Source organism: Streptomyces sp. NPDC126499 (assembly GCF_040302485.1).
Classification (GTDB): domain Bacteria; phylum Actinomycetota; class Actinomycetes; order Streptomycetales; family Streptomycetaceae; genus Streptomyces.
In genome coordinates, this window is sequence record NZ_JBEOUO010000003.1 from 357811 (window position 1) to 384206 (window position 26396).

Genomic DNA, 26396 nt, shown 5'->3' on the forward strand with positions numbered 1-26396 from the left:
GACAAGGACGAGTGTCGCGCGCGGGGGGCCCTGCGGGGCGGGCGGGGGGCCCTGCCGGGCGGGCGGGGGGACGGGCGGGCCCCTGCGGGGGCGGGCGAGGGGTGGACGAGGAGGACGCCGACCCGGGCACGGGGCGTGGGCAGCCCTGCCGGGCAGGCCACGGGGCGGGAGCCGCGCGGGAGGGCGTGCGACGGCCCGCCGCCGGCGGGGCCGGGGCCCTGCGGGCGGGCGACACGGGGCGGGGAACCCTGCGGGTGCGGGCGCCACCCGTGTGCGGATCTGTCGGGGCGGGCGCCCGTGCGGGGTGCTGCCGGGGCGGCCCTGGGGCACCTCCCAGGGCGGGCGCGGCCCGTGCCCGGGTCTCCCGGGGCAGGTGCCGTCCCGGGCGGGGCCGTGCCCGGACAGGGTGTGGCCTCGCGCGGGGCGCGGCCTCGCGCGCGACGGGGGCTCGCGCGGGACGGGGCCTCGCGCGCGACGGGGCTCGCGCGCAGGCGACGGAACACCCGCCGGGCGCGGGCCCGCCCCGGACGGCTGTCCCCGGGTTACTTCGCCTCGCGGCTCGCCGCGATCTGGCGGGACATGATCGTCGTCAGCTCGTACGCCGTGTGGGAGGCGGCGACCGCCGTGATCTCGGCGTGGTCGTACGCGGGGGCCACCTCCACCACGTCGGCGGAGACCAGGTTGCAGGAGGAGAGGCCGCGCAGGATCTCCAGGAGCTCGCGGGAGGTCATGCCGCCCGCCTCGGGGGTGCCGGTGCCGGGAGCGTGGGCCGGGTCGAGGCAGTCGATGTCGATGGAGATGTAGAGCGGGCGGTCGCCGATGCGCTGGCGCAGCTGGTCGGCGACCTCGTCGGCGCCGCGGCGGTAGATGTCCGCCGAGGTCACGATGCCGAAGCCCATCTTCTCGTCGTCCGTGAGGTCCTGCTTGCCGTAGAGCGGCCCGCGGGTGCCGACGTGCGACAGCGCTTCGGTGTCGAGGATGCCCTCCTCGACGGCCCGGCGGAACGGGGTGCCGTGGGTGTACTCGGCGCCGAAGTAGGTGTCCCAGGTGTCGAGGTGGGCGTCGAAGTGGAGCAGGGCGACCGGGCCGTGCTTCTTGGCGACGGAGCGCAGCAGCGGCAGCGCGATGGTGTGGTCGCCGCCCAGGGTCATCATGCGGGCGCCGGTGCCGAGGATCTCGTCCGCGGCGGCCTCGACGGTCTCGACGGCCTCGTTGATGTTGAACGGGTTGGCGGCGATGTCACCGGCGTCGGCGACCTGCGCGAGGGCGAACGGCGAGGCGTCCTGGGCCGGGTTGTACGGACGGAGCAGGCGGGAGGCCTCGCGGATGGCGTTGCCGCCGAAGCGGGCGCCGGGGCGGTAGGAGACGCCGCTGTCGAAGGGGACGCCGACCACGGCGACGTCGGCGGTGCCGACCTCGTCGAGGCGCGGCAGCCGGGCGAACGTCGCGGGACCGGCGTACCGCGGGATGCGGGACGAGTCGATCGGGCCGCGCGGGGTGTTCTGGTCGCTGCTGCTCATGGTCGGGTCCTCCTGGAGGTGCTTCTCTGACGGCTTCGACGGTAGGTGGCCGGGCAGCGGCGGAGAAGTGTACGTTTTCTCCACTGTCGGGGCGGGGGCTGTACGAAGGATCCATACCCATGAACGCGTCGGAAGCCGCCGGAACTCCACCCGGTACCACCCCGCCCGCTGCCGGTCCACCCGGTACCACCCCGCCCGCCGCCACTCCGCCTGTTGCCGGTCCGCCCGGCACCGCCCCGCCCGGCCCACCCGTGCCGCCGGTGCCGCTGGCCGCCCTGCTCGCCCGCGAGGAGCTGGGCCTGCGGCTCCTCGCCGGGTCGCCGGACGTGTCGCTGCACTGGGTGCACACCTCGGAGATGGCCGACCCCTACCCGTATCTGCTGGGCGGCGAGCTCCTGATGACGGCGGGCGTGCAGCTCACGGACCCGGCGCGGTACGTCGAGCGGGTGGTGGAGGCCGGGGCGGCCGCGCTCGGTTTTGGGGTCACCCCGGTGTACGACACGGTGCCGCCGGAACTGGTCGCGGCCTGCGCACGGCACGGCCTGCCGCTCGTGGAGGTCCCGCCCCACACCCCGTTCACCGCCGTCGCCCGGGCGCTGTGGCGGCTGATGGCCCAGGCGCGGCTGCACGAGCTGCGCCGGGTCAGCGAGGCCCAGCAGTCCCTGGCGACCGCCGCCGCCCGCCCGGCCCCGGTCCCGGCGGTGCTCGGCGCGCTGGCCTCGCGCCTCGGCGGACGCGCGGTGCTGTTCGGCCCGGACGGTACGGAGTCGGCGGCGGCCGGCCGTGAGATCCCGGCGGAGGCGGCGCGGGCCCTGGCGGACCTGGCCCGGGTGGTGGGGCCCCGCCCGGGCGGGCCGGCCTCGGCGAGCGGCGACGGCGGCGGGCTGCGCCTCGCGGCGTACGCGCTGGGCGGCGGGGAGGGGCTGACGCTCGGGGTCGCGGCGCAGCGCCGGGAGCCGGGCGACCACACGATCGCGGGCGTCGCGGTCGTCCTCCTCTCCCTCCTGACCGCCCCGCACCGCGCCGCCGACGTGACCGCCCGCGACACGGCCCTGGTCCGCCTCCTGCTCGGCGCGGACCCGGCGGACGCGGCGCGCGCCCTGGGCGCCGGGCCCTGGGCCGTCGTGCACGCGCGCGGTGGCGACGGCACGCCGTTCGCGGCGGCGGCGCTGGCGGCGGCCCTGGGGACACCGCTGGTGGACGCGGGAACGACGGAGCCGGGCGAGGCGGCCACCGAGGGCGCCCCGGGCTCGCCGGCCCCCGGCCCCGGAGTCGTACGCCTGCTCCTGCCGGCCTCGGAATCCGTCACCGCCCAGCCCGGCTGGACCCTCGGCGTCAGCGCCCCCGCCGAGGCGGCCGACCTGGCCGCCGCCGACGCGCAGGCGGCCCGGGCCCTGCGACGGGCGCAGGCGACCCGGGCGCCCCTGGTCCGGCACCGCGCGGCCGGGTTGGCCGGCCTCGTGGACCGGGAGGAGGCCGCCGCGTACGCCCGCGACCTGCTCGCCCCGCTCGGCGGACCCGGGCCGCTGACCGAGACGCTGCGCACCTGGCTGTCGCTGCACGGCAGCTGGGACCGGACGGCGGTGGCGATGGGCATCCACCGCAACACCGTCCGCCAGCGCATCGCCCGCGCCGCCGCGCTCCTCGACCGGGACCTGGACGACCCGGACGTGCGGATGGAGCTGTGGTTCGCGCTCGGCGCCCTGTGAGCCGAAGTCCGCTCGCGGCCTCCGGCTAGGGGACGTCGCCGGCGTCCACGGCCAGCCGGGCGCCCCGGCTCCGCGCGACGCGGTGCACCTCGCGCAGCGACTCGGCCAGGCGGGCGACGACGTAGCGGAGCTGCTCAGGAGTCGCCGAACGGTCGCTCAACAGGTCCTCGACATGACCGAGGAGATCGGCGGCCATGCCGAGCTGCACGCTCTCGACGTTGTCGGCGACGCGGGAGACGTATCCCTGGCCGTCACCGATCAGATAGCAGGGCTTCCCCTCGGCGCCGGTCCAGGGGAGCAGTCGGGCGGCTTCCGTGGCGGGCCGGTTCACGCCGCGACCTCCCTTCCGTGGATGACGCGGGGCCCGATGTCGATGCCGTGCACGGCGAGCCAGAGGGCACGACGACGGCCTCGCTGCCTCCGTGCCTCGGCCTGACGGCGCTCATGGGCGAGGAGGTAGGGCCGGACGAGCGGGCTGTCCTCTCCCCGGAGATACGGCTCGGGGGTCGGAGCGGGGCCGGCTTCGGCCTCGGCTTCGGCACCGGACAGAGGGCGTACGAGGAGGGTGCGGGCGCACGGCGGGCGATGGCGTCCGGGCGGCGGAGGCCACAGCAGCCGCAGCAGCGGGTCGATCATCCGGGCGATACAGTGCAACACGTCGTCAGCTCCTGCGTAGTTGATGGCCACGCCCCCGGACCGGTCGCCTCGGTCGCGGGGGTCTCGCGTACGCGGCTCCGCAGGGCTCGTCCGCCCGCCGGAACTGCGCTCTGTAGCGATTCCCTCACAGCGTGAGACCAGCAGGGCTACCCTGACCAGGGGGTTCGGTGTGACAGAGCGTTTGTCACAAGGGAGTTGACGATGACGAATGTCTACGGCGAGTGGCTGAAGGCCCGACGCGAGGCCGCCGGCCTCACCCAACAAGAGCTGGCGGACCGCACGATCATGACCCGCTCGCACATCGCCCACATCGAGGGGGGCCGCCGGATTCCCTCACAGGAGGACGCCCGCAGGCTCGACAGGGCGCTGAGCACGGGCGATGTGTTGCAGAGCTTCCTGCCCAAGCAGGACGTGGCGGTCGCGGACTACTTCGAGGCGGCGCTGGAACTCGAACAACAGGCTTCGGCCATCCATGAGTTCGCGCTGGCCCTCGTGCCCGGCGTGCTCCAGACGGAGGGGTACGCCCGTGCGGTTCTGCGGCCGAGTGTCACTCCCCGGAGTGAAGAGGAATGTGACAGGCTCCTTGTCACACGGCTGGAGCGAGGAAAGATTCTCTCCGACCCCGTCACGCCGCTGTTCTGCGCCCTCGTCGACGAGGCGGTACTGCGCCGCCACGTCGGGAGCCCGGAGATCATGGCGGAGCAACTGACCCACATCATCGGCATGGTGGAGTGCGAGCGGGTTCGCGTACACGTACTCCCCTTCGGGGCGGGCTACCACCCGCTGCTTCAGGGGATGCTGTCGCTGATGATGTTCGACGACCAGCCTCCGGTCGCCTACGGCGAGGGCGTGCTCATGGGCAAGCTGCACGACTCGCCCGCCCTGGTCGAGACCTTGCAGCGCACCTACACTCTCGCCTTGGGCGACGCCCTCCCCCGCAAGGAATCGCTGGCCCTGCTGAGGGCGACGGCAAAGGAATACGAGCGCCATGACTGACCGCACCATCCCGAACGCGGCCGCACTGAGCGGCTGGCGCAAGTCGTCCTACAGCAGCGGGGATGGCGGCAGTTGCGTCGAGGTCCTCGACGGCCACCCGTCGGGCGTCCCGGTCCGCGACTCGAAGAACCCTCACGGCCCCGCGCTCGTCTTCGCCGCGGCAGGCTGGACCTCGTTCATCACGAGCGTCAAGGCCGGGCGTTAGGCAACGCCCGGCCTCCGGCGACCGGTCCCGGCCTCAGGACCAGAGCTTGTTGACCGCGGTCTTCGTCGTGGTGCGGAAGGCGGTCAGCGGGGCGTCCTTGAGATCGCCCATCTGGCCCCAGCGGACGAAGGTGACGGTGCGGCCGTCGCGGCCGACGGAGAAGAGGTGGATGTCGGTGCTGCCGATCTGCGGGTCGGCGGTGTCCAGGCTGTAGACCCAGGCGCCCTCCTCGACGGCGAGCTTGCCGTGGGCGGCGCTGACGGCCTTCAGGCCCGGGTTCTGCCGCTCCAGGAGGGGGCCGCAGCCGGCGAGGGCCTTGCGGAGGGTGTCGACCAGCTTCACGGCGTCGGCCTCGGTGCGGGCGACGGTGGTGATCTGGACGGCGTTGGTGTCGAGCTCGGTGCTGAACTCGCGGTAGCGGCTGTTCTGCGCCGGGATCTTGTACGGGGCGCAGAGGGCGCCGCCGTTCTCCGGGACGCCGGTGAAGACCTGGGTCGCGGTCCACGGCGTCGACGACGGCGGCAGCTGGGCGGCGGCGAGGAAGGCGGGCTGGGCGGCGGCCTGCGCCGGGGCCGTGGCGAGGGCCGCGAGGCCCAGGGCGGCAGCGGCTGCGGTGGCGAGTGCGGTACGGAGCTTGTTCATGGTGGTGGATCCCCCGTCGGGTCGTTCGGTCCGTGCTCGACCAGCGTCGGGCCGGCGCCCGCCGCCCTGCAATGGTGACGCGCCGCCCTTCCGTCCCGGAACCGTTCCACCCCCGCTGACGTGCAGGGACGTGAAGGGTGGGACGCAGGGTCGAAGGGGATGGAATGCCGAAGGACGCCACCGTAGAGGAGTTCGCGGGGCTCGTGCGCGCGCTGAAGGCGCGGGACGGGCGCAGTTACGAGGCGCTGGGCCGGCGCCTGAGCGTCAGCGCGTCCACCCTCCACCGCTACTGCTCGGGCGCGACCGTCCCGGAGGAGTTCGCCGTGGTCGACCGCCTCGCCCTGCTGTGCGGGGCGGACGAGGAGGAGCGGCGCGCCCTGGAGGTGGCCTGGAGCCGCGCGTACCGCACCCGTCGCCCTCGGGTCCCGGAGCCCGGCGCATGGCCCGAGCGCGCCCCGGAGCCGCAACCGGCGCCGGAGCCCGAGCCCGGCCCGGAGCCCCAGCCCACCCCAGAGCCCGAGCGCGCCCCGGAGCCGCAACCGGCGCCGGAACCGCAGCCCACCCCGGAGCCCGCGTCCAAGCCCCAGCCCGCGCACAAGCCCGAGCCCCAACCCGCGTCCAAGCCCCGGCCCGAGCCCCAGCCCGTGCACGCGCGCGTGCCGGGCCTCCCGACCGAGCGGCGCCCGCGCCGGCACCGGTGGGGCTGGGTGGGTGCGGTCGGCGCGGCGCTGGCGGTCGTGGTGACGCTCGGAGCCGTACTCCTGCCGGGTAAGCCACGGGAGCGGGCCGCCGAACTACCGGCGCCGCTGACGTGGACGGTCGCCTCGCACGTCTGGAAGGACGGCTGCGGACACACCTACCTCGTGGAGCGGACGCCCCCTCCCCCGCCGGAGGCCGTCGACGCGCGGAGCTGGGCGGCGGCGCAGGGGGCCGTGGACGGCGGGGAGACGCTCGTGCGGATCTCGGTCCAGGGGCGGTCGTCCGACGCGGTCGTCCTCCAGGCCCTGCACGTGCGCGTGGTGGACCGACGCGGGCCGCTGCCCTGGCCTGCGTACCGGATGGACGAGGGCTGCGGCGGGGCCGTCACCCCGCGCCACTTCGCGGTCGACCTCGACCGGCCGCGTCCGCTCGCCCGGCCCGTCGACGGCTTCGACGCGACCGACGGGGACGGCCGGACGATCCCCGCCGTCTCCTTCCCGTACGCGGTGACGGCGGCCGGTCCCGAGGAGCTGCTGGTCGCCGCGCGGACGGCGGGCTGTGACTGCCGGTGGTACCTGGAGCTGGAGTGGAGCTCCCAGGGGCGTTCGGGGACCGTGCGGATCACCGACCGGGGCGGGCTGCCGTTCCGTACGAGCGGGGCGGCGGGCCGGCCCACGTACGCGTACGACACCGACAGTCGGCGCTGGATCACAGCGGAGGAGTCTGGACAGAGCGGTTGACCGGTCGGTAACTTCATAGGGAGGAGGCTGAGCAAGCGCTTAGACAAGCTCGCGCCAGGCCGGACAGGACAGGACACCGAAGGAGGCGGCTCGTGCGCCGTACCGTATTCAACGAGGACCACGAGGCGTTCCGGGAGACCATCCGGGCCTTCATCGAGGCCGAGGTCGTCCCGGTGTACGACGAGTGGTTCGCCGCCGGTCAGGCGCCCCGCGACTTCTACTACAAGCTCGGTGAGCTCGGCGTCTTCGGCATCAACGTGCCCGAGGAGTTCGGCGGCGCCGGTCTGGACACCCACAAGTTCGAGGCCGTCCTCTACGAGGAGACCGCCCGCGCCGGTGTGCAGTTCGGCGGCTCCGGCGTGCACGTCCTGCTGGCGCTCCCGTACATCAAGATGCTCGCCACCGACGAGCAGAAGAAGCGCTACCTGCCGAAGTTCGTCTCCGGCGAGGAGATGTGGGCCCTCGCGATGACCGAGCCGGGCACCGGCTCCGACGTCGCGGGCATGAAGACCACCGCCAAGCTCTCCGAGGACGGCACCCACTATGTCCTCAACGGCGCCAAGACCTTCATCACCGGCGGCGTCCACGCCGACCGCGTGATCGTCTGCGCCCGCACCTCGCCCCCGTCGGCCGAGGACCGCCGCTTCGGCATCTCCCTCTTCGCCGTGGACACCAAGTCCGAGGGCTACTCCATCGGCCGCAAGCTCGACAAGCTGGGCCTGCGCACCTCCGACACCGCCGAGCTCGCGTTCGTCGACGTCAAGGTGCCGGCCGAGGACCTGCTCGGCGAGGAGGGCAAGGGCTTTTACTACCTCGGCCACAACCTCGCCTCCGAGCGCTGGGGCATCGCCTTCGGCGCCTACGCCCAGGCCAAGGCCGCGATCCGGTTCGCCCAGCAGTACGTCACGGACCGCACGGTCTTCGGCAAGCCGGTCGCGCACTTCCAGAACACCAAGTTCGAGCTGGCCGCCTGCCAGGCCGAGGTGGACGCCGCCGAGGCCGTCGCCGACCGCGCCCTCGAGGCCCTGGACGCGGGCGAGCTCACCCCGGCCGAGGCCGCCTCCGCCAAGCTCTTCTGCACCGAGGTCGCCCACCGCGTGATCGACCGCTGCCTCCAGCTGCACGGCGGCTACGGCTACATGAACGAGTACCCGATCGCCCGCCTGTACGCCGACAACCGCGTCAACCGCATCTACGGCGGCACCAGCGAGATCATGAAGTCGATCATCGCCAAGTCGATGGGTCTGTAAGTGCCCGACCCGCACACGGCACTGGATGCCCTGCTCGATCTGCTCGACCTGGAGCGGATCGAGCGGGACATCTTCCGGGGCGAGTCCCGCTCCGCGCTCGTCCCCCGCGTCTTCGGCGGCCAGGTGGCCGCCCAGGCGCTGGTGGCGGCGGGACGGTCCGTCCCGGAGGACCGCCTCGCCCACTCGCTCCACGCCTACTTCCTGCGCCCCGGCGACCCCGGCGCGCCGATCGTCTACACCGTGGACCGCATCCGCGACGGCCGTTCCTTCACCACCCGCCGGGTGGTCGCGGTCCAGCACGGCCAGCCGATCTTCCACCTCTCGGCGTCCTTCCAGACGTACGAGGAAGGTCTCGACCACCAGGCCGGGATGCCGCCCGCCCCGGACCCCGAGTCGCTGCCGACGGCCGCCGAGACGCTGCCCCGGCACCTGCCCCGCGAGGTCGCGGACCGGCTGATCGAGGCCCGCGCCGCCGTCGACCTGCGCTATGCCGACACCCCGCCGTGGGGCTCGGTCGGGCAGCCGCGCGAGCCGCGTTCCCAGGTCTGGTTCCGCACCCACGGCAAGCTGGCCGACGACCCACTGCTGCACGTGGTCCTCGCCACCTACGTCTCCGACATGACACTGCTCGACTCGGTGCTGCTGGCGCACGGGCGGGGCGGCTGGGCGGTCGGCGACGTCGTCGGCGCCTCCCTCGACCACGCGATGTGGTTCCACCGGCCCTTCCGCGCCGACGAGTGGCTGCTCTACGACCAGGAGTCGCCGACCTCGTCCGGCGGGCGCGGGCTCGGCCAGGCCCGGATCTACACCCAGGACGGGCGCCTGGCGATCTCCGTCATCCAGGAGGGTGTCGTTCGCGTGCCGCGCTGACGACCGGACATACCGTCCGATCATGGCGGAAAGCAGGGACAGCGGGCGGAACGGTGAGAGCACCTTCACCGTGATCGTGGCCGCGGCGGCGAACCTCGGGATCGCCGCCGCGAAGGCCGTGGCGGGCGTGATCTCCGGATCGAGCGCGATGCTCTCCGAGGCGGCGCACTCGGTCGCCGACACGGTCACCGAGGTCATGCTGTTCACGGCGCTCCGGCGGAGCGGGAAGCCCGCCGACGAGGACCATCCCCTCGGCCACGGCGGCGAGCGCTACGTCTGGGCGATGCTCGCGGCCGTCGCCACCTTCGTCGGCGGCGCGGTGTTCTCCGTGTACGACGGCGTCCACACCCTCATCCACGGCGAGGAGCTCGGCGACCCCCTCGTCTCGTACGTCGTCCTCGGCGTCGCCTTCGCCCTGGAGGGCTTCAGCCTGCGGACCGCCGTCCGGCAGGTCAGGGCCGAGGCGGACCGCCTGAAGGCCCCCTTCGCCCGCTACCTCCGCCTGACCCCCGACACCACGGTCAAGGCGGTGGTCATGGAGGACTCCGCCGCCCTCGCCGGCCTGATGCTGGCGGCCGGCGGCCTGCTCGGCGGCCGGCTCACCGGCTCGGGCGTCTGGGACGGCGTCGCCTCCATCCTGATCGGGGCGCTCCTGGTGTACGTGGCCTGGGTGCTCGGCCGCTCCAACGCGGAACTGCTCGTGGGCCGCCCGCTGCCGCGCCCGATGCGGGCGGCGGTCCGCGAGGAGCTGCTCGCGGTGGAGCAGGTGGTGGCCGTCCTGGATCTGACGACGCTGATCCAGGGGCCGGACGAGGTGCTGGTGGCGGCGAAGGTCGACTTCCGGGACGTGGCGACGGCAGCCGACGTCGAGCGGGCCTGCGAGGAAGCGGACGCACGGCTCCGTGCTCGCTTCCCCGCCGTCCGCCGCGTCTACCTGGACCCGACCCCGGGGCGCGGTTGACGGCGGCGGGGCGGGCGCGGGGGTCCGGGACGGGGCCAGGACCGGGGTCCGGCTCGACGCTGGGGTCGGGGCCGGGGTCCGGGTCGGCGCCAGGGCCGGGGTCCGGCTCGACGCTGGGGTCGGCGCCGGGTGGGCCCGGGTCGGCGCCCGGGTCAGTCCAGCAGGCCCGCCGCGTCCAGCAGGTACGCCGTCAGCGGCTCGTACGAGCGCGGGTCCAGGACGTGGTCGTCGAGCGGGACGGTGACCTGCAGGGTGCCCTCGGCCTCCGCGAGAAACAGCGCGGGGTCGTTGCAGTCGGCGTAGCCGACGGTGTCGACGCCCCGCTGGGCGGCGCGCCCGGCCCACCCGTGGTCGGCGACGACGAGGTCCGGCGCGGGTTCGCCGAGGGTCTCCAGGGCGTCCAGGATCGCGTTCATGGGCTCCGGGGAGTGGGTGTGCCACAGGGTGGCCCCGCGCTCGAAGACGGCGACGTCGGCGAACTGCACCACGTACCCCTCGTCGGCGGTGAGCCCACCGGGGATGCGGACGATCTCGCAGCCCTTGGCCCGCAGCGCCGCCGCGACCCTGCTGTGCGCGTCGATCAGGGAGCCGGGGTGACCGGTCGCGAAGAGCACCCGCTGCTTCGCGGCGGCGGCCTTCCGGAGCCGGGCGGCCATGCGGTCGAGGGCGTCGACGGTCAGCTCGGGGTCGATGGTGTCCTGTCCGGTGCGGTGCGCGGGGTCGTCGACGACTCCGCAGCGCTCGGCCATCACGGCGAGCACGTCCTGCTCGTCGCTCCACCGGTCGCCGAACTCCAGGCCGAGCCAGTAGTGCCGGTCGCCGTTGGCGAGCTTCCGGTAGTGGCTGAGGTTGTTGTCGCGGGGCGTGGCGACGTCCCCGGCGATACGGGTCCGGAGCAGGTGCTCGACGAGTGCGGCGCGGCTGAGTATCGGCATGCCCCCATTCTGCCGGGCGCCCACCCCGCCCCGTACGCCGTTTCCCGGGGCCGGCGGGCCGGGCCGCCGAAGGAGCCCCGGGACCCGGCGCCGGCGTCAGGCCCGGACGGCGCCCAGGGCTCCGAGCGCCCCGTGGGCGAGGTCGCGCAGCAGGGCCTCCATGCCGGGGCGGCCGAGGGGGGCGCCGAGGTGCGGGGTGGAGTTGAGGAGGCCGAAGACGGCGTGGACGGCGGCACGGACCTGGGGTTCGCCGGCCTCCGGATACAGCTCGCGGACGACGGCGACCCACAGCTCGACGTACTGCCGCTGGAGCTGGCGGACCCGCTTGCGGTCCTCGTCCTTGAGGCGGTCGAGCTCGCGGTCGTGGAGGGTGATGAGGGGCCGGTCGTCGAGGGCGAAGTCGATGTGGCCGTCGATGAGGGAGCCGAGCACGGCGCGCGGGTCCCCGTCCGACTCGGCGACCCGCAGCCGGCCGCCGTCGAGGAGCCGTTCGCTGATGCCGACGAGCAGCTCGGCGAGCATGGCGTCCTTGCCGGGGAAGTGGCGGTAGAGCCCGGGGCCGCTGATGCCGACGGCGGCCCCTATCTCGTCCACGCCCACCCCGTGGAAGCCGCGCTCGGCGAACAGGCGGGCGGCCTCCTTGAGGATCTGCTCGCGTCGCGTCGGGGCGTCGGTGCGGCCGGTCGGGGTGGGGGTCGTGGTCATGAATTCGATTCTAGACAACCCGGTTAGCGGTCGTTAACCTGTCCGGCATACGACATGCGTTAACGCTCATTAACCGAGCAAGGGAGCTCGAGGGATGCAGCAGGCACCTGTGCTGACGAGCGCGGCCGACCCCGCGTCCGCGGCCTGGCAGGCCAATGAGGCGGCCCATCACGAGCTGGCGGCGACCCTGCGCGCCAAGCTCGCCGAAGCCGCCCTCGGCGGCGGGGAGAAGGCCCGCGCCCGGCACACCGCGCGCGGCAAGCTGCTGCCGCGCGACCGCGTGGACACGCTGCTCGACCCGGGTTCGCCGTTCCTGGAGCTGGCGCCGCTCGCGGCGCACGGGATGTACGGCGACCAGGCCCCGGCGGCCGGCGTGATCGCGGGCATCGGACGGGTCAGCGGGCGCGAGTGCGTGATCGTCGCCAACGACGCCACGGTCAAGGGCGGCACGTACTACCCGATGACGGTCAAGAAGCACCTGCGCGCCCAGGAGGTGGCGCTGGAGAATCGTCTCCCCTGCCTCTACCTGGTCGACTCGGGCGGCGCCTTCCTGCCGATGCAGGACGAGGTCTTCCCCGACCGGGAGCACTTCGGCCGGATCTTCTACAACCAGGCCCGGATGTCGGGCGCCGGCATCCCGCAGATCGCGGCGGTCCTCGGCTCGTGCACGGCCGGCGGCGCGTACGTCCCGGCGATGAGCGACGAGGCCGTGATCGTCCGCGAGCAGGGCACGATCTTCCTGGGCGGCCCGCCGCTGGTGAAGGCGGCGACCGGCGAGGTCGTGACGGCGGAGGAGCTCGGCGGCGGCGAGGTCCACTCCCGGATCTCCGGCGTCACCGACCACCTCGCGGAGGACGACGCCCACGCCCTGCGGATCGTGCGCAACATCGTGGCGACGCTGCCCGAGCGTGGCCCGCTGCCGTGGTCGGTGGAGCCCGTCGAGGAACCGAAGGTCGACCCGTACGGGCTGTACGGCGTGGTGCCGGTGGACTCCCGCACACCGTACGACGTGCGCGAGGTGATCGCCCGCGTGGTGGACGGCTCGCGCTTCCAGGAGTTCAAGGCCGAGTACGGGCAGACCCTGGTCACCGGCTTCGCCCGGATCCACGGCCACCCGGTCGGCATCGTCGCCAACAACGGCATCCTGTTCGCCGAGTCGGCCCAGAAGGGCGCGCACTTCATCGAGCTGTGCGACCAGCGCGGGATCCCGCTGGTCTTCCTGCAGAACATCACCGGCTTCATGGTCGGCAAGGCGTACGAGCACGGCGGCATCGCCAAGCACGGCGCCAAGATGGTGACGGCGGTGGCCACCACGCGCGTGCCGAAGCTGACGGTCGTCGTCGGCGGCTCCTTCGGCGCGGGCAACTACTCCATGTGCGGCCGGGCCTACTCCCCCCGCTTCCTGTGGATGTGGCCCAACGCCAAGATCTCGGTGATGGGCGGCGAGCAGGCCGCCTCCGTCCTCGCCACCGTCAAGCGCGACCAGCTCGGCGACGCGTGGAGCGCGGAGGAGGAAGAGGCCTTCAAGGCCCCGATCCGCGAGCAGTACGAGACGCAGGGCAGCGCCTACTACGCGACCGCCCGGCTGTGGGACGACGGTGTGATCGACCCGCTGGAGACCCGGCAGGTCCTCGGTCTGGCCCTGACCGCCTGTGCCAACGCGCCCCTGGGTGACCCCCAGTTCGGCGTCTTCCGGATGTGAGGGACTCCCCGACGATGCAGTCTCAGACGCAGCACATGTTCGACACGGTCCTCGTGGCCAACCGGGGCGAGATCGCCGTCCGCGTCATCCGCACGCTGCGGGAGATGGGCGTGCGCTCGGTGGCCGTGTACAGCGACGCCGACGCCGAGGCCCGCCACGTACGGGAGGCGGACACGGCGGTACGCATCGGGCCCGCGCCGGCCTCCGAGTCCTACCTCTCCGTCCCGGCCCTGCTGGACGCGGCCCGCCGCACCGGCGCGCAGGCCGTCCACCCCGGCTACGGCTTCCTCGCCGAGAACGCGGGCTTCGCCCGCGCCTGCGCGGAGGCGGGCCTGGTCTTCATCGGGCCGCCCGCCGAGGCGATCTCCCTGATGGGCGACAAGATCCGGGCAAAGGAGACCGTCAAGGCCGCCGGTGTCCCGGTCGTCCCGGGCGCCGCCGATCCGGAACTGGAGGCGGCGGCGAAGGAGCTGGGCGCCCCGGTGCTGCTCAAGCCCTCGGCGGGCGGCGGCGGCAAGGGCATGCGCCTGGTGCGGGACCTCTCCGTCCTCGCGGACGAGATCGCGGCGGCGCGGCGCGAGGCCCGGTCCTCGTTCGGCGACGACACCCTGCTCGTGGAGCGGTGGATCGACCGCCCCCGGCACATCGAGATCCAGGTCCTCGCCGACGCGCACGGCAACGTGGTGCACCTGGGCGAGCGCGAGTGCTCACTGCAGCGCCGCCACCAGAAGATCATCGAGGAGGCACCGAGCGTCCTGCTCGATGCGGAGATCCGCGCGGCGATGGGCGCGGCGGCGGTCGAGGCGGCGCGCTCGTGCGGCTATGTGGGCGCGGGGACGGTGGAGTTCATCGTCCCGGGCGGTGACCCGTCCTCGTACTACTTCATGGAGATGAACACCCGCCTCCAGGTCGAGCACCCGGTCACCGAGCTGATCACGGGCCTGGACCTGGTGGAGTGGCAGCTGCGGGTGGCGGCCGGCGAGCCGCTGTCCTTCACCCAGGAGGACGTCCGCCTCGACGGCTGGGCGATCGAGGCCCGCATCTGCGCGGAGGACCCGGCGCGCGGCTTCCTGCCGTCCGGCGGCACGGTGGTCCGTCTGCGCGAGCCGCATGGCGCGGGCGTGCGGACCGACTCGGGCCTCTCCGAGGGCACGGAGGTCTCCTCCCTCTACGACCCGATGCTGTCGAAGGTCATCGTCCACGCCCCCGACCGCCCCACCGCCCTGCGCAAGCTGCGCGCGGCCCTCGGGGAGCTGGTCACCCTCGGCGTCCCGACGAACGCGGGTTTCCTGCGGCGGCTCCTCGCCCACCCGGACGTCGTCTCGGGCGACCTGGACACGGGGCTTGTGGAGCGGGACGCGGAGAGCCTGGTGGTCTCGGGCGTGCCGGAGGAGGTGTACGCGGCGGCGGCGCTGGTACGTCACTTCCCGGCCGCCCCGGACGCCCCGGCCGGTACCGGCTCCTCGTGGCGCGACCCGTTCGACGCCCGTACGGGCTGGCGTCTCGGCGGCACCCCGGCCTGGACGGTGCTGCACTTCCGCGTCCCCGGCCACGAGCCGGTCGCGGTGCGGGCCCGGGGCGCGGCACGGAGCGCCGAGCTGCTGCTCGGCGAGGACACCGAGGCCGTCTCCGCCGCCCTGGCCGGTGACACCACCGGCTCCGCGCTGGTCGTGACCGTGGACGGCGTCACCCACCGCTTCACCGTCACCGCCTCCCCGGACGGGCTCTGGCTCGGCCGGGACGGCGACGCCTGGCACGTCCTCGACCACGACCCGGTCGCCGCCGCGCTCTCCGGCGCCCGGCACGGCGGGGCCGACACGCTCGCCGCGCCGATGCCCGGGACCGTCACGGTCGTGAAGGTCGCGGTCGGCGACGAGGTGGAGGCCGGGCAGAGCCTGCTGGTGGTCGAGGCGATGAAGATGGAGCACGTCATCTCCGCCCCGCACGCCGGCACCGTCACCGAGCTGGACGTCACGCCCGGCACGACCGTCGCCATGGACCAGGTCCTGGCCGTGGTGACGCCCCGCGACGAGGAGGACGCATGAGCACCGGTCTGCCGATGACCGTGCCCGACCCGGCGCTGCCCGCCCGGGTCCGGATCCACGAGGTGGGGCCCCGTGACGGGCTGCAGAACGAGAAGACGGCCGTACCGACGGAGGTGAAGGCCGAGTTCGTGCGGCGGCTCGCCGACGCGGGCCTGTCCACCGTCGAGACGACGAGCTTCGTGCACCCGAAGTGGGTGCCGCAGCTGGCCGACGCCGAGGAGCTGTTCCCGCGGGTGCGGGACCTGCCCGTGCGGCTGCCGGTGCTTGTACCGAACGAGCGGGGGCTCGACCGGGCCCTCGCGCTGGGCGCCCGCGAGGTCGCCGTCTTCGCCTCGGCCACCGAGTCGTTCGCCAAGGCGAACCTCAACCGGACCGTCGACGAGGCGCTCGCGATGTTCGCGCCGACCGTCACCCGGGCCATAGAGGCGGGACTCAAGGTCCGCGGCTATCTGTCGATGTGCTTCGGCGACCCCTGGGAGGGCGCCGTCCCCATCGAGCAGGTCGTCCGCGTCACCAAGGCGCTCGCCGACATGGGCTGCGACGAGCTGAGCCTCGGCGACACCATCGGCGTCGCCACGCCCGGCCACGTCCAGGCCCTGCTCACGGCCCTGAACGAGGGCGGGGTGCCCACCTCCCGTATCGCCGTGCACTTCCACGACACCTACGGGCAGGCCCTCGCCAACACGCTCGCCGCGCTCCGGCACGGCGTCACCACGGTCGACGCGTCCGCGGGTGGCCTCGGCGGCTGCCCGTACGCGAAGAGCGCGACCGGCAATCTCGCCACCGAGGACCTCGTGTGGATGCTCGACGGTCTCGGCATCGAGACCGGGGTCGATCTGGCCAAGCTCACCGCCACGAGCGCGTGGATGGCCGAACACCTGGGCAGGCCCAGCCCTTCCCGTACCGTCCGCGCCCTCTCCCACAAGGAGTGACGAAACCCATGTCCCTCGACCACCGGCTCTCCGAAGAGCACGAGGAACTCCGCCGCACCGTCGAGGAGTTCGCCCACGACGTCGTGGCGCCGAAGATCGGCGACTACTACGAGCGGCACGAGTTCCCGTACGAGATCGTCGCCGAGATGGGCCGCATGGGCCTGTTCGGCCTGCCGTTCCCCGAGGAGTACGGCGGCATGGGCGGCGACTACCTGGCGCTCGGCATCGCCCTGGAGGAGCTGGCCCGGGTCGACTCCTCGGTCGCCATCACGCTGGAGGCGGGCGTCTCGCTGGGCGCGATGCCGGTCTACCGCTTCGGTACGGAGGAGCAGAAGCGCGCCTGGCTGCCGAAGCTGTGCTCGGGCGAGATGCTGGGCGCGTTCGGGCTGACCGAGCCGGGCGCGGGCTCGGACGCGGGCGGCACCCGCACCACCGCCGTCCGGGACGGCGACCACTGGGTGATCAACGGCTCCAAGTGCTTCATCACCAACTCCGGTACGGACATCACGGGTCTGGTGACGGTCACGGCGGTCACCGGGCGCAAGCCGGACGGCAAGCCGCTGATCTCCTCGATCATCGTCCCCTCGGGCACGCCGGGCTTCACGGTCGCGGCGCCGTACTCGAAGGTGGGCTGGAACGCCTCGGACACGCGGGAGCTGTCCTTCGACGACGTGCGGGTCCCCGTGGAGAACCTGCTCGGCGAGGAGGGCCGCGGCTACGCGCAGTTCCTGCGGATCCTGGACGAGGGCCGGATCGCGATCGCGGCGCTCGCGACGGGCCTGGCGCAGGGCTGTGTGGACGAGTCGGTGAAGTACGCGAAGGAACGTCACGCCTTCGGCCGCCCGATCGCCGACAACCAGGCCATCCAGTTCAAGATCGCCGACATGGAGACGCGCGCCCACATGGCCCGCATCGGCTGGCGCGACGCGGCCTCCCGGCTGGTCCTGGGCGAGCCCTTCAAGAAGGAGGCGGCGATCGCGAAGCTGTACTCCTCGACGGTGGCCGTGGACAACGCCCGCGAGGCCACCCAGATCCACGGCGGCTACGGCTTCATGAACGAGTACCCGGTGGCCCGCATGTGGCGCGACTCCAAGATCCTGGAGATCGGCGAGGGCACGAGCGAGGTGCAGCGGATGCTGATCGCGCGGGAGCTGGGGCTGGGCGGCTGAGCCGGTCACGTTGCCCCGTGTGCCCGTCGCCCACCTGCTGGTGGGCGGCGGGCACGGGGCGTTTCACGGCGTGGTGCCGGGCGACGCGGCGGGACGCGTGGGCCGGGCCCCGGGCCCATCGCGGAAGCTGATCACTCGCGGCGGCGGTCCTTCAGCGTGCCGACGAACGACGACCAGGCGTCCGCTCCGAAGACCAGGTGGGGCCCTGCGGCCGTCTTGCTGTCCCGCACCGGCACGGTGCCCGGAAGGTCGTCCGCGACCTCGACGCACTGCCCGTTCCCGCTGCTGTAACTGCTGCTGCGCCACGCGAGCGTGGCCGGCTCGTACCGCATTCCGCGCACCTTCTCTCACTCTCTTCCTTCGGCAAGCCTAGTCAGCAGGTCGGCACTGTCGTCCGGCGCGAGGGCCACGGCCACGCACTCCGGAAAACCGGTGGCGGCCCGGCCGGCCTCTGGTGAAGATCGCGGCATGTCCGACTTCCTGGAGACCGACCGGCTCGTCCTGCGCGCGTTCACGACGGCCGACACCGACCACCTGCTGGCCCTCGACAACGACCCCGAGGTCATGCGCTTCATCAACGGCGGCCGCCCTACCAGCCGTGAGGTGATCGAGACGCGGGTCCTGCCGCGACTCCTCCACGACTACCCGTGCTGGGGGACCCGCGGCTACTGGGCCGCGCAGGAGAAGACCACCGGCACTTTCCTGGGGTGGTTCGAGTTCCGGCCGTTGGACGAGCACAGCCCCGCCGTGGTGGAACTCGGTTACCGCTTGAACCAGGCGGCATGGGGGCACGGTTACGCCACCGAGGGCTCCCGGGCGCTGATCCACAAGGGGTTCACGGACCTGGAGGTCCAGCGGGTCACGGCGAACACGATGGCCGTCAACACCCGTTCCCGCCGCGTCATGGAGAAGTCGGGCCTGACCTTCGTCCGGAACTTCACCGGGGACTGGCCGGAGGCCATCGAGGGCTCCGAACACGGTGAAGTCGAGTACGAACTCACCCGCGCCGCGTGGGAACAGCGGTAACCGTCAACGGCATCGCCGGATCGAGCCTGTGCTCCTCGGCGCAGAACGCCGTCACCGTCATGAGGACGCCCTCTCTTCCGCGTGAGTGATCGGCACGAGCTGCGGACACCGGTCGGCGTGCCAGTAGGCCGGGACCAGATGCACGGCGTCCTCGGGCCGCCGGTATCCGCGCCGAACCGGTTCGGTCGGGGCGATGGCCTGCCGACAGGCAGGACAGACGTGCCCCGCAGGGGCGTAGGTGCCGTACTCGTAGTTGATCGCATCCGTAGCCGCTGCGTTCGTGGTCATCATCACTGCCCTCCGGAATTCCGTAGCAGGTAGATGATCCCGCCGTACCGGTGGAGCATGACGACATATGCGCGCTATCGACTAAAGATCACCGACGGCAGTACGCGGCCCATTCCGCAAGGTGCTCTCGCGCTTGCTCACCGAAAGCGGCGTGCTCTTCGTACGAGATGAATCGGCGAATCAAGTCCTGAATGTCACGTCCGTCACGGAAGACGATTGCCCCCAGGTCGAGTTCGGCGGTCGCCAGCGACTCGTCGTATACCGTGAAGGTGCTCAGCGCGCCAGAGGTGAAGTGAACTTCCATGGGGATGACGCCGAGTCTGATGTTGGGCTGGTAGGTCAGCGACGCAAGCCGATCGATCTGCATCGCCAGCTCATCCGGCGGGACGAGCGGGTACCTGACAGCCTGTTCCGTGAGGATGAACGTGAATCGCTTGGACCGGTCGAACAGCACCCGCTGCCGGTCCAGCTTCATGGCCACGGCTTTGGCCTGCTGATCCGGCGGGGCCTGCGCAAGGCTGGCTCGGACGTATTCAGGCGTGGCCAAGAGTCCGGTGATCATCGAGAGCAGGAAGTAGCGAAATGTGGTGGACGACGCTTCGAGCCCCGCCAGCTGCACTTGTTTCTTGTCGAGACCCTTCCTGCGGAGCGTTCTGCCGTCCTGCCACTCCGTTTGAGCGATCCTTGCCAGGGCCATCACCTCGGCCGCTATGGCGGGGGACGCGTCGAGACCCCGAAGAATCTGTTCCACGTCCAGCAGCGAGGGCCGGCTCTTGTTGCTCTCGATCCGGCTGATCTTGGACTGGGACATGTGGCAGCGCGCGGCAAGCCGGACTCCTGAGAGTCCGGCTTTTCTACGGAGGTGCTTTAGCATGGCCGCCAGTTCACGGCCCGACTGCTCCAGCTCGTCAGGCTCTATGGCCACCGTTCACGTACTCCCTGAACGGCACCGATTCCGCAAGCGCGATGCGCTGGTATTCGACATACGGAGCCGGATCGCCCTCGTACAGCTCCCGGCCGATCTGCGTCCCGTCCTCCGTGTAGTGCATGAGCACGACGTCGGACCGGTCGAAGAGCCAGAAGTCCTGGACCCCGGCGAGGGGATTGGGCCGGTCGGTCACATCCAGAATGCGGATATCGTCACCGGCCAGGGCGTGAGCCTCGTAGTACATGAACTCGAAGCGGAGGTAGTCCGTGAGAGGTCGGGTGACGATGTGAACGCGCCCCTTGGTCTTTCCCTCAGCGATGAGCTTCCGCAGGCCATCCGTGTAGGCCGAGGAGTAGTTCTGCGGGTCGATTCGCCGTCCGGTCAGGAAGTCCCGGATGTCGCCGTCCTCACTGGGTACCCGATACCAGGGCAATGTTTCGAGTCGCCACGCTTCGCGCTTGAAGCCCTGGACCTTCGAGGCCCACGCCTCACCATCCAAGAGCACGGAAAGCCTCCCTCAGCACACTCTCGGGGATCTCCACGAGCCCTTCCCCCGCAGGGGCCGTAAAGGCGTCGGACACATCGCCCTGGACGACGAACGAGCCGGACGCGGTGCGGTAGACGTTCGGGCAGTCGTCGTTGTTGCAGTTGCCGTTTCCGTTGCCGGTCAGTCGAGTCAGTTCCCCACGAGCCATGGATGAGACCCCCCTCGTACAGGCCCCCTGTGAGCCGCTCGCCATGACGTTACGAGCGCGACGGGTGAGCCGTCCATGCGGGAACGCGACTATGCGCGTCATTGCATAACTCGGACTGTCGGCTAAGGCGCGAGCTGGAGAGAACGGGAAACCGCCCACCGGGGGGCGCGGCGCGCGCCGCCGCGCCCCCCACCCTGCGCGGCGGGCACCGCCCCGTTCACAGCCAGCCGCGCTGCGCCGCCTTCAAACCCGCCTCGAAGCGGCTGCTGGCGTTGAGGCGTTCCATCAGGGCGGCCATCTGGCGGCGGACCGTGCGGACCGAGACGCCCAGGCGCTTGCCCGCGCCCTCGTCGGTCAGGCCCGAGGCCAGGAGGCGCAGGAGTTCGCGGTCGCCGGCCGTGATGCCGTCGTCGGGGCGCAGGCGGTGGTCGGCGCCGAGGGGGACCGCCGTCTCCCAGGTCTGTTCGAAGAGCGACACGAGGGAGGCGACGATGCCCGGGGACGAGGTGCACAGCGCGCCGAGCCGGGAGTTCTCCGGGTCGATGGGGACGAGCGCGGTCCGCCGGTCGAAGATCAGCATGCGGGGCGGCAGCACCGGGCTCGTCCGGACCAGGCCGCCCCGGTCCGTGGTCCACTGCGCGTAGGCCAGGGTCGGCCCGTCGTTGCGGGCGCTGTCCTGGTACACCGCCCTCAGGTGGACCCCGCGCGCCATCGCCTCCTCGTCGAGCGGGCGCGAGGCGTCGAGGCTGCGCTGCGACTGCGCGCCGCCCGGGATGATCGACAGGCACTCCTCGGTGAGCCCGCGGGTGAGGATCTCCAGGCGGTCCTGGATCGCGTCGAGGCCCACCAGCCGCTCCGCCTGCTCCGTCTCCGTGTTCGGCCGCAGATGGGCGTACTCGGCGACCGCCCTCGCCACCGCCGCCTTGCTGGAGGCCAGTTCGGCCTGGCGGCGGGCCAGCTCCGCCTCCTGGCGGCGGATCATCGTGTCGAGGCCGACGTCCGGCGAGACCGCCCGCAGGCCGCCCGTGGAGTCCCTCGACGGTGTCAGGAGGTCCAGGTCGACGAGGCGGTCGAGGGCCTCCCGTACCCGCGTCTCGGTCATGCCGAGACGGGCCGCCAGGGCCTCCACCCCGCCGGCCGGTGCGGCCAGCATCTCCCGGTAGACGGACTCCTCGTCGGCGGCGAGACCCAGTACTTCGAGCACTTCAACCCCCCCATGGGTTGTTTCCAGCCTGATTGCGCAGGAGACATCTGATCTTGAAAGGTTGCCCTCAGGCAAGAGCGATCCGTCCTCAACCTGCCAGGCAGCTTCGGGCCACCCGGAAGCCCTTCCGGGGCTCCCGACCTGGGCGGCAAGGTAGTGGTCACGAGGACGGCGGCGGGAAAAAGCCCCCGACGCCCCACCGATCACCTACCGTTTGGAAGGAACCGTCATGTCCCGCATCCCCCGCCTCATCGCCGCCGCCGGGCTCGCCGTTCTGGTCTCCGTGGCCGCTGCCGCCACCGCCCAGGCCGCGGGCACCTCCGGCACCTCCGGCTCCGAGGTGATCGGCTGGGACTCGGTCCGGGCCTCCGCCCCGCTCGGCTCCGAGGTGATCGGCTGGGACTCCACCCCCACCGGCACCGACGTCATCGGCTGGGACTGACCCCTCGTGCGCGTGGTTCTGGCCTCGTTGACAAGGACGTCCAAAGGCCCCCACCGTGCCGAGACCGTCGCCGTCGTCACCGATCTGCTGTGGGCGCACGCCCTGCCCGAGGACGGCCTGGAGCACGTGAAACCACGCCCGACCGACCGCGGTATCGACCTCTATCTCTTCGTCCGCGCCGAGGGTGACGATCCGGCCGTCGCACAGATGCGCCCGCTCCTCGACCGCGCCCGGCGCTCGATCGCCGCGCAGGGGTACGCGCTCCCCGCCCACTGACCCCGCGGACTGATCCCGCGCAGTGGTCCGGGCCCCCGGCCCCGTACACGTGGTCGCCGTCCGGGCGCCCGCCCCCCGTCCTCGTCTTCGCTTTCCGTCTCCTCTTTTCCCTCCGTCGCCTCGTCGCGCTCCGGAGTCCCCCGCCGCCCGGCACCACCACGCGCCCGGCCGGCCCCCTCACCTCTCTCATCCACCCCTTCCCAGGGCACCGCCATGCCCTTCGCCAGGAGGATCTCCATGTCCCGCACCGTCCTGCCCCGCACCGTCAAGACCGGTCTCGCCTCCCTCGTGGTCGCCGCCGCGCTGTCGGGCCTCGCCACCGTCCCGGCGTTCGCCGACGAGTTCACGGACATGGCGAACACCGCCCTCAGTCAGAACGGCAACGGGCCCTGCGCAGGCGGTGGTTACGACAACGGCCTCAACCAGAACAACAGCTGCGACGGTTACGGCGGGCAATCGCACGCCTGGTGCGCCGACTTCGTCGGCTGGGTCTGGTCGAAGTACAACGTCAAGGGCCAGAGCATCCTCACCGACGCCGCCTCCAGCTTCTACAAGTACGGGCAGACGTACGGCACCCTCTCCAGCACCCCGCACGTCGGCGACGCGGTCGTGTACGGCTACAGCAACGGCTGGGCCCAGCACGTGGCCATCGTGACCGGTGTCAGCAACGGCGTCGTCACCATCACCGGCGGCAACCAGAGCCACTCCTCCAACCCCGAGGGCATGGTCTCCACCGCCTCCACGACCTCCTACCGGGTCGGTCAGGCCCCCTGGGGCCAGGTCATCAGCGGCTACATCTCCCCGGTGCTCCAGCAGGCCACCCCGCCCAAGGTCACCCTCTCCGGCGCCGCCGGCACCGTCTCCGGCATCGCGAACCTGTCGGCCTCCGTCACCGCCGGCACCTACGGCGTCGCCTCCGTGCAGTACTACGTCGACGGCGAGCCGGTCAGCGGCAAGCTCACCCGGGCCCCGTACGGCTTCGCCCTCGACACCAGCCGCTTCCCGGACGGCAAGCACACCGTCACCGCCGAGGTCACGGACGTCAACGGCAACACCGGTGCCTCCCGCTCCCAGGTCATCACCTCCAACGGCGAGGCCACGTCCACCTTCCACGCCGACTTCAACGGCGACGGCAAGGCCGACATCGGCGTCCTGTACGACTACGGGCAGGAGGCGAGCGGCGACTACCACACCGCCCTGTGGACGTACCTCAGCAACGGATCCGGCTTCAACGCGCCGGTCAGGGTCTGGGACAGTGTCTCGTCCGGCTTCGGCTCCTGGAACTGGGACCGCTCCAAGGTCACCACCGGCGACTTCAACGGCGACGGCAAGGACGACGTCGGCGTCCTCTACAACAACGGCCAGAACGCCGACAACGTCAACGTCACGGCGATGTGGACCTTCACCAGCACCGGCACCGGTTTCACCGGCCCGTCGAAGAAGTGGGACAACCTCACCACCAACTTCGGCTCCTGGAACTGGAACCGGACCAAGCTCACCACCGGTGACTTCAACAACGACGGCAAGGACGACGTCGGCCTGCTCTACAACAACGGTCAGCAGACCGACGGCACCAACGTCACCGCCCTGTGGACGATGACCAGCACCGGCACCGACTTCGCCAACCCCTCCAAGAAGTGGGACAACGCCTCCACCAACTTCGGCTCCTGGAACTGGGACCGCTCCAAGATGGTGGCCGGCGACTTCAGCGGCGACGGCAGGACCGACATCGGCGTGCTGTACGACAACGGCCGGCAGAGCGACGGCACCTACGTGACCGCCCTGTGGACCCTCAACAGCACCGGCACCGACTTCACCAACCCGTCGAAGAAGTGGGACAACGCCTCCACCAACTTCGGCTCCTGGAACTGGGACCGGTCGAAGGTGACGACCGGTGACTTCAACGGCGACGGCAAGGCCGACGTCGGCGTCCTCTACGACAACGGCCAGACCGAGGACAACCGCAACAAGTCGGCGCTGTGGACCTTCACCAGCACCGGCACGGACTTCACCAACCCGTCCAAGAAGTGGGACTCCGGCACCGACAGCTGGAACACCAAGACGAGCAAGCTGACCGCCGGCGACTTCAACGGCGACGGCAAGACCGACGTCGGCGTCCTCTACGGCTACGGCCGCCAGGACGACGGCACCAACCGCACGGCGATCTGGAAGTTCACCAGCACCGGCACCGACTTCGCGAACCCGGTCAAGTCGTGGGACAGCGCCAGCAGCTTCGGCAGCTGGAACTGGCAGACCAGCAAGCTCGGCTGACCCGCGGCCGACGCCCTGACGGCCCGGCCGGCCGGACCCCTCCGGCCGGCCGGGCCGCCCCGGGCCCTCCGAGGCCCCCACCCCGCTTCGCTCCCTCCCTCGTCCCAGGAGTCCTCACGATGTCCCGCCGCTCCCGGCTGCTCACCACCGCCACCGCGCTCGTCGCCTCCGCCGGCATCGCCGGCACCCTGCTCTCCGCCACCACGGCCACCGCCGCCTCCGTCGCCACCTGGGACAAGGTCGCCCAGTGCGAGTCGGGCGGAAACTGGTCCATCAACACGGGCAACGGCTACTACGGCGGGCTCCAGTTCTCGCAGTCGACCTGGCAGGCGTTCGGCGGTACGGCCTACGCCGCCCGCGCCGACCTCGCCACCAAGCAGGAGCAGATCCTCACCGCCGAGAAGGTCCTGGCCAGCCAGGGCGAGGGCGCGTGGCCGCACTGCGGGCCGGCCGCCGGTCTCGGCGCAGACGACGCGGATCCTTACCCGGACCCCGTGGCCGCGGTCGCCAAGATCGTCGGTCTGTCCCACTCCACGGTGGTGGACGGTACGGTCACCTTCACCGCGAGCGTGGCGGACGAGAACAGCAAGCCGACCAAGGCCACCTTCTACGTGGACGGCGTCGCCGTCGGCACGGACACCGGCTCGGGCCCCACGTACAGCGTCTCCTTCGACACCACGGCGCTGACCGACGCCGTCCACTACGTCACCGTCCGGGCCGTCAACGAGGCGGGGCAGGCCGGGCCGGTGTCGGATCCGATCAGCTTCCTCACTGCGAACCGCGCCAACCACACCCAGACCACCGGCGACTTCAATGGTGACGGCAAGGACGACGTCGCCGTGCTGTACGACAGCGGCAAGCAGGAGGACGGCACGTATCGGACCGCCCTGTGGACGCTCACGTCCACGGGATCCGGCTTCGGTCAGCCGGTCAAGAAGTGGGACAACGTCTCGGCGAACCTCGGTTCCTGGAACTGGGACCGCTCCAAGACAATCGCGGGCGACTTCAACGGTGACGGCAAGGACGACATCGGCGTCCTCTACGACAACGGCCGCCAGACCGACGGCACCAACGTCACCGCGCTGTGGACCTTCACCAGCACCGGCACCGGCTTCGCCAACCCGGTGAAGAAGTGGGACAACGTGTCCACCAACTTCGGCTCCTGGAACTGGGACCGCTCCCGGCTCACCGCCGGTGACTACTCGGGTGACGGCAAGACCGACGTGGGCATCCTGTACGACAACGGCCGCCAGACCGACGGCACCAACGTCACCGCCCTGTGGACCCTCACCAGCACGGGCACCGACTTCACCAACCCCTCCAAGAAGTGGGACAACGTCTCCACCAACTTCGGCTCCTGGAGCTGGGACCGCTCCAAGGTGACCTCGGGCGACTTCAACGGCGACGGCAAGACCGACGTCGGCGTCCTCTACGACAACGGCCGCCAGACCGACGGCACCAACGTCACCGCCCTGTGGACCCTCACCAGCACGGGCACCGACTTCACCAACCCCTCCAAGAAGTGGGAC

General features: G+C 72.0%; 27 protein-coding genes. 16 read left to right on the plus strand and 11 right to left on the minus strand.

Annotation, left to right across the window (positions count from 1 at the left end; genetic code table 11):
- Nucleotides 1-542: 542 nt before the first annotated feature.
- Entirely contained in the window at nucleotides 543-1520 is a 978-nt protein-coding gene (speB, locus tag ABTZ91_RS06315) for an agmatinase (RefSeq protein WP_352075965.1), read from the minus strand.
- Nucleotides 1521-1639: 119 nt separating this feature from the next.
- On the opposite strand from speB, the gene ABTZ91_RS06320 reads away from it, so the two are divergent.
- Complete coding sequence (locus ABTZ91_RS06320) at nucleotides 1640-3229, plus strand: PucR family transcriptional regulator ligand-binding domain-containing protein (RefSeq protein WP_407077900.1); 1590 nt, start codon at nucleotides 1640-1642, stop codon at nucleotides 3227-3229.
- 25 nt (nucleotides 3230-3254) lie between these two features.
- Here ABTZ91_RS06320 and ABTZ91_RS06325 read toward each other — a convergent pair whose 3' ends face one another.
- On the minus strand, nucleotides 3255-3560 hold the full coding sequence (locus ABTZ91_RS06325) for a hypothetical protein (protein WP_352075966.1): 306 nt from the start codon (nucleotides 3558-3560) through the stop codon (nucleotides 3255-3257).
- Nucleotides 3557-3886: a hypothetical protein gene (locus tag ABTZ91_RS06330; protein WP_352075967.1), complete on the minus strand. Its 330-nt coding sequence runs from the start codon at nucleotides 3884-3886 to the stop codon at nucleotides 3557-3559. The genes ABTZ91_RS06325 and ABTZ91_RS06330 overlap by 4 nt, the downstream gene beginning before the upstream one ends.
- Nucleotides 3887-4087: 201 nt before the next feature.
- On the opposite strand from ABTZ91_RS06330, the gene ABTZ91_RS06335 reads away from it, so the two are divergent.
- Nucleotides 4088-4882, plus strand: a complete 795-nt coding sequence (locus ABTZ91_RS06335; protein ID WP_352075968.1) for a helix-turn-helix transcriptional regulator — start codon at nucleotides 4088-4090, stop codon at nucleotides 4880-4882.
- Complete coding sequence (locus ABTZ91_RS06340; RefSeq protein ID WP_352075969.1) at nucleotides 4875-5087, plus strand: DUF397 domain-containing protein; 213 nt, start codon at nucleotides 4875-4877, stop codon at nucleotides 5085-5087. Before ABTZ91_RS06335 ends, ABTZ91_RS06340 begins: the two co-directional genes overlap by 8 nt.
- 33 nt (nucleotides 5088-5120) lie before the next feature.
- Here ABTZ91_RS06340 and ABTZ91_RS06345 read toward each other — a convergent pair whose 3' ends face one another.
- Nucleotides 5121-5729: a hypothetical protein gene (locus tag ABTZ91_RS06345; protein ID WP_352075970.1), complete on the minus strand. Its 609-nt coding sequence runs from the start codon at nucleotides 5727-5729 to the stop codon at nucleotides 5121-5123.
- Nucleotides 5730-5893: 164 nt separating this feature from the next.
- On the opposite strand from ABTZ91_RS06345, the gene ABTZ91_RS06350 reads away from it, so the two are divergent.
- From ABTZ91_RS06350 to ABTZ91_RS06365, 4 genes are all read left to right on the plus strand, one after another.
- On the plus strand, nucleotides 5894-7168 hold the full coding sequence (locus ABTZ91_RS06350; protein WP_352075971.1) for a helix-turn-helix transcriptional regulator: 1275 nt from the start codon (nucleotides 5894-5896) through the stop codon (nucleotides 7166-7168).
- A gap of 92 nt (nucleotides 7169-7260) precedes the next feature.
- Nucleotides 7261-8418 carry an acyl-CoA dehydrogenase family protein gene (locus tag ABTZ91_RS06355; protein WP_352075972.1) on the plus strand — a complete coding sequence of 386 codons (1158 nt, stop codon included), beginning with the start codon at nucleotides 7261-7263 and terminating at the stop codon, nucleotides 8416-8418.
- Nucleotides 8419-9288, plus strand: coding sequence for an acyl-CoA thioesterase II (locus ABTZ91_RS06360; protein ID WP_352075973.1), 870 nt, complete (start codon nucleotides 8419-8421; stop codon nucleotides 9286-9288).
- Between the two features lie 22 nt (nucleotides 9289-9310).
- Nucleotides 9311-10249 carry a cation diffusion facilitator family transporter gene (locus ABTZ91_RS06365; RefSeq protein ID WP_352075974.1) on the plus strand — a complete coding sequence of 313 codons (939 nt, stop codon included), beginning with the start codon at nucleotides 9311-9313 and terminating at the stop codon, nucleotides 10247-10249.
- A gap of 152 nt (nucleotides 10250-10401) precedes the next feature.
- Here ABTZ91_RS06365 and ABTZ91_RS06370 read toward each other — a convergent pair whose 3' ends face one another.
- Nucleotides 10402-11184 carry a phosphatase gene (locus tag ABTZ91_RS06370; protein WP_352075975.1) on the minus strand — a complete coding sequence of 261 codons (783 nt, stop codon included), beginning with the start codon at nucleotides 11182-11184 and terminating at the stop codon, nucleotides 10402-10404.
- A 96-nt stretch (nucleotides 11185-11280) separates the two neighbouring features.
- Entirely contained in the window at nucleotides 11281-11889 is a 609-nt protein-coding gene (locus ABTZ91_RS06375; RefSeq protein ID WP_352075976.1) for a TetR/AcrR family transcriptional regulator, read from the minus strand.
- Between the two features lie 94 nt (nucleotides 11890-11983).
- Between ABTZ91_RS06375 and ABTZ91_RS06380 the strand changes: the two genes are divergently transcribed.
- Genes ABTZ91_RS06380 through ABTZ91_RS06395 form a run of 4 tightly spaced genes read left to right on the plus strand, consistent with a single transcriptional unit; the run spans nucleotide 11984 to nucleotide 17737 of the window.
- On the plus strand, nucleotides 11984-13591 hold the full coding sequence (locus ABTZ91_RS06380; RefSeq protein ID WP_352075977.1) for a carboxyl transferase domain-containing protein: 1608 nt from the start codon (nucleotides 11984-11986) through the stop codon (nucleotides 13589-13591).
- Nucleotides 13592-13626: 35 nt separating this feature from the next.
- Complete coding sequence (locus ABTZ91_RS06385) at nucleotides 13627-15636, plus strand: acetyl/propionyl/methylcrotonyl-CoA carboxylase subunit alpha (RefSeq protein ID WP_352076052.1); 2010 nt, start codon at nucleotides 13627-13629, stop codon at nucleotides 15634-15636.
- Nucleotides 15633-16568 carry a hydroxymethylglutaryl-CoA lyase gene (locus tag ABTZ91_RS06390; protein ID WP_352075978.1) on the plus strand — a complete coding sequence of 312 codons (936 nt, stop codon included), beginning with the start codon at nucleotides 15633-15635 and terminating at the stop codon, nucleotides 16566-16568. The genes ABTZ91_RS06385 and ABTZ91_RS06390 overlap by 4 nt, the downstream gene beginning before the upstream one ends.
- 8 nt (nucleotides 16569-16576) lie before the next feature.
- Nucleotides 16577-17737 (plus strand): acyl-CoA dehydrogenase family protein, encoded by a 1161-nt coding sequence (locus ABTZ91_RS06395; protein ID WP_352075979.1) that lies wholly within the window; start codon nucleotides 16577-16579, stop codon nucleotides 17735-17737.
- A gap of 131 nt (nucleotides 17738-17868) precedes the next feature.
- Here ABTZ91_RS06395 and ABTZ91_RS06400 read toward each other — a convergent pair whose 3' ends face one another.
- A complete protein-coding gene (locus ABTZ91_RS06400; RefSeq protein ID WP_352075980.1) occupies nucleotides 17869-18069 on the minus strand; it encodes a DUF397 domain-containing protein in 201 nt (66 codons plus the stop codon).
- Between the two features lie 136 nt (nucleotides 18070-18205).
- On the opposite strand from ABTZ91_RS06400, the gene ABTZ91_RS06405 reads away from it, so the two are divergent.
- Nucleotides 18206-18763 carry a GNAT family N-acetyltransferase gene (locus ABTZ91_RS06405; RefSeq protein WP_352075981.1) on the plus strand — a complete coding sequence of 186 codons (558 nt, stop codon included), beginning with the start codon at nucleotides 18206-18208 and terminating at the stop codon, nucleotides 18761-18763.
- A 376-nt stretch (nucleotides 18764-19139) separates the two neighbouring features.
- Here ABTZ91_RS06405 and ABTZ91_RS06410 read toward each other — a convergent pair whose 3' ends face one another.
- The 4 genes from ABTZ91_RS06410 to ABTZ91_RS06425 all read right to left on the minus strand — a co-directional run bounded on the left by ABTZ91_RS06410 (nucleotide 19140) and on the right by ABTZ91_RS06425 (nucleotide 21878).
- Nucleotides 19140-19976: a Scr1 family TA system antitoxin-like transcriptional regulator gene (locus ABTZ91_RS06410; RefSeq protein ID WP_352075982.1), complete on the minus strand. Its 837-nt coding sequence runs from the start codon at nucleotides 19974-19976 to the stop codon at nucleotides 19140-19142.
- Nucleotides 19960-20484 carry a DUF6879 family protein gene (locus ABTZ91_RS06415; RefSeq protein WP_352075983.1) on the minus strand — a complete coding sequence of 175 codons (525 nt, stop codon included), beginning with the start codon at nucleotides 20482-20484 and terminating at the stop codon, nucleotides 19960-19962. Before ABTZ91_RS06415 ends, ABTZ91_RS06410 begins: the two co-directional genes overlap by 17 nt.
- Nucleotides 20468-20674: a hypothetical protein gene (locus ABTZ91_RS06420; protein ID WP_352075984.1), complete on the minus strand. Its 207-nt coding sequence runs from the start codon at nucleotides 20672-20674 to the stop codon at nucleotides 20468-20470. The genes ABTZ91_RS06415 and ABTZ91_RS06420 overlap by 17 nt, the downstream gene beginning before the upstream one ends.
- A gap of 217 nt (nucleotides 20675-20891) precedes the next feature.
- Complete coding sequence (locus ABTZ91_RS06425) at nucleotides 20892-21878, minus strand: helix-turn-helix transcriptional regulator (protein ID WP_352075985.1); 987 nt, start codon at nucleotides 21876-21878, stop codon at nucleotides 20892-20894.
- Between the two features lie 229 nt (nucleotides 21879-22107).
- On the opposite strand from ABTZ91_RS06425, the gene ABTZ91_RS06430 reads away from it, so the two are divergent.
- From ABTZ91_RS06430 to ABTZ91_RS06445, 4 genes are all read left to right on the plus strand, one after another.
- Nucleotides 22108-22320: a hypothetical protein gene (locus tag ABTZ91_RS06430; RefSeq protein WP_352075986.1), complete on the plus strand. Its 213-nt coding sequence runs from the start codon at nucleotides 22108-22110 to the stop codon at nucleotides 22318-22320.
- Nucleotides 22321-22347: 27 nt separating this feature from the next.
- Nucleotides 22348-22596: a hypothetical protein gene (locus tag ABTZ91_RS06435; protein ID WP_352075987.1), complete on the plus strand. Its 249-nt coding sequence runs from the start codon at nucleotides 22348-22350 to the stop codon at nucleotides 22594-22596.
- A gap of 237 nt (nucleotides 22597-22833) precedes the next feature.
- On the plus strand, nucleotides 22834-24867 hold the full coding sequence (locus tag ABTZ91_RS06440) for an FG-GAP-like repeat-containing protein (protein WP_352075988.1): 2034 nt from the start codon (nucleotides 22834-22836) through the stop codon (nucleotides 24865-24867).
- 119 nt (nucleotides 24868-24986) lie between these two features.
- Nucleotides 24987-26396, plus strand: a 1410-nt coding sequence (locus tag ABTZ91_RS06445) for a transglycosylase family protein (RefSeq protein ID WP_352075989.1), incomplete at its 3' end; no start/stop codon positions are given.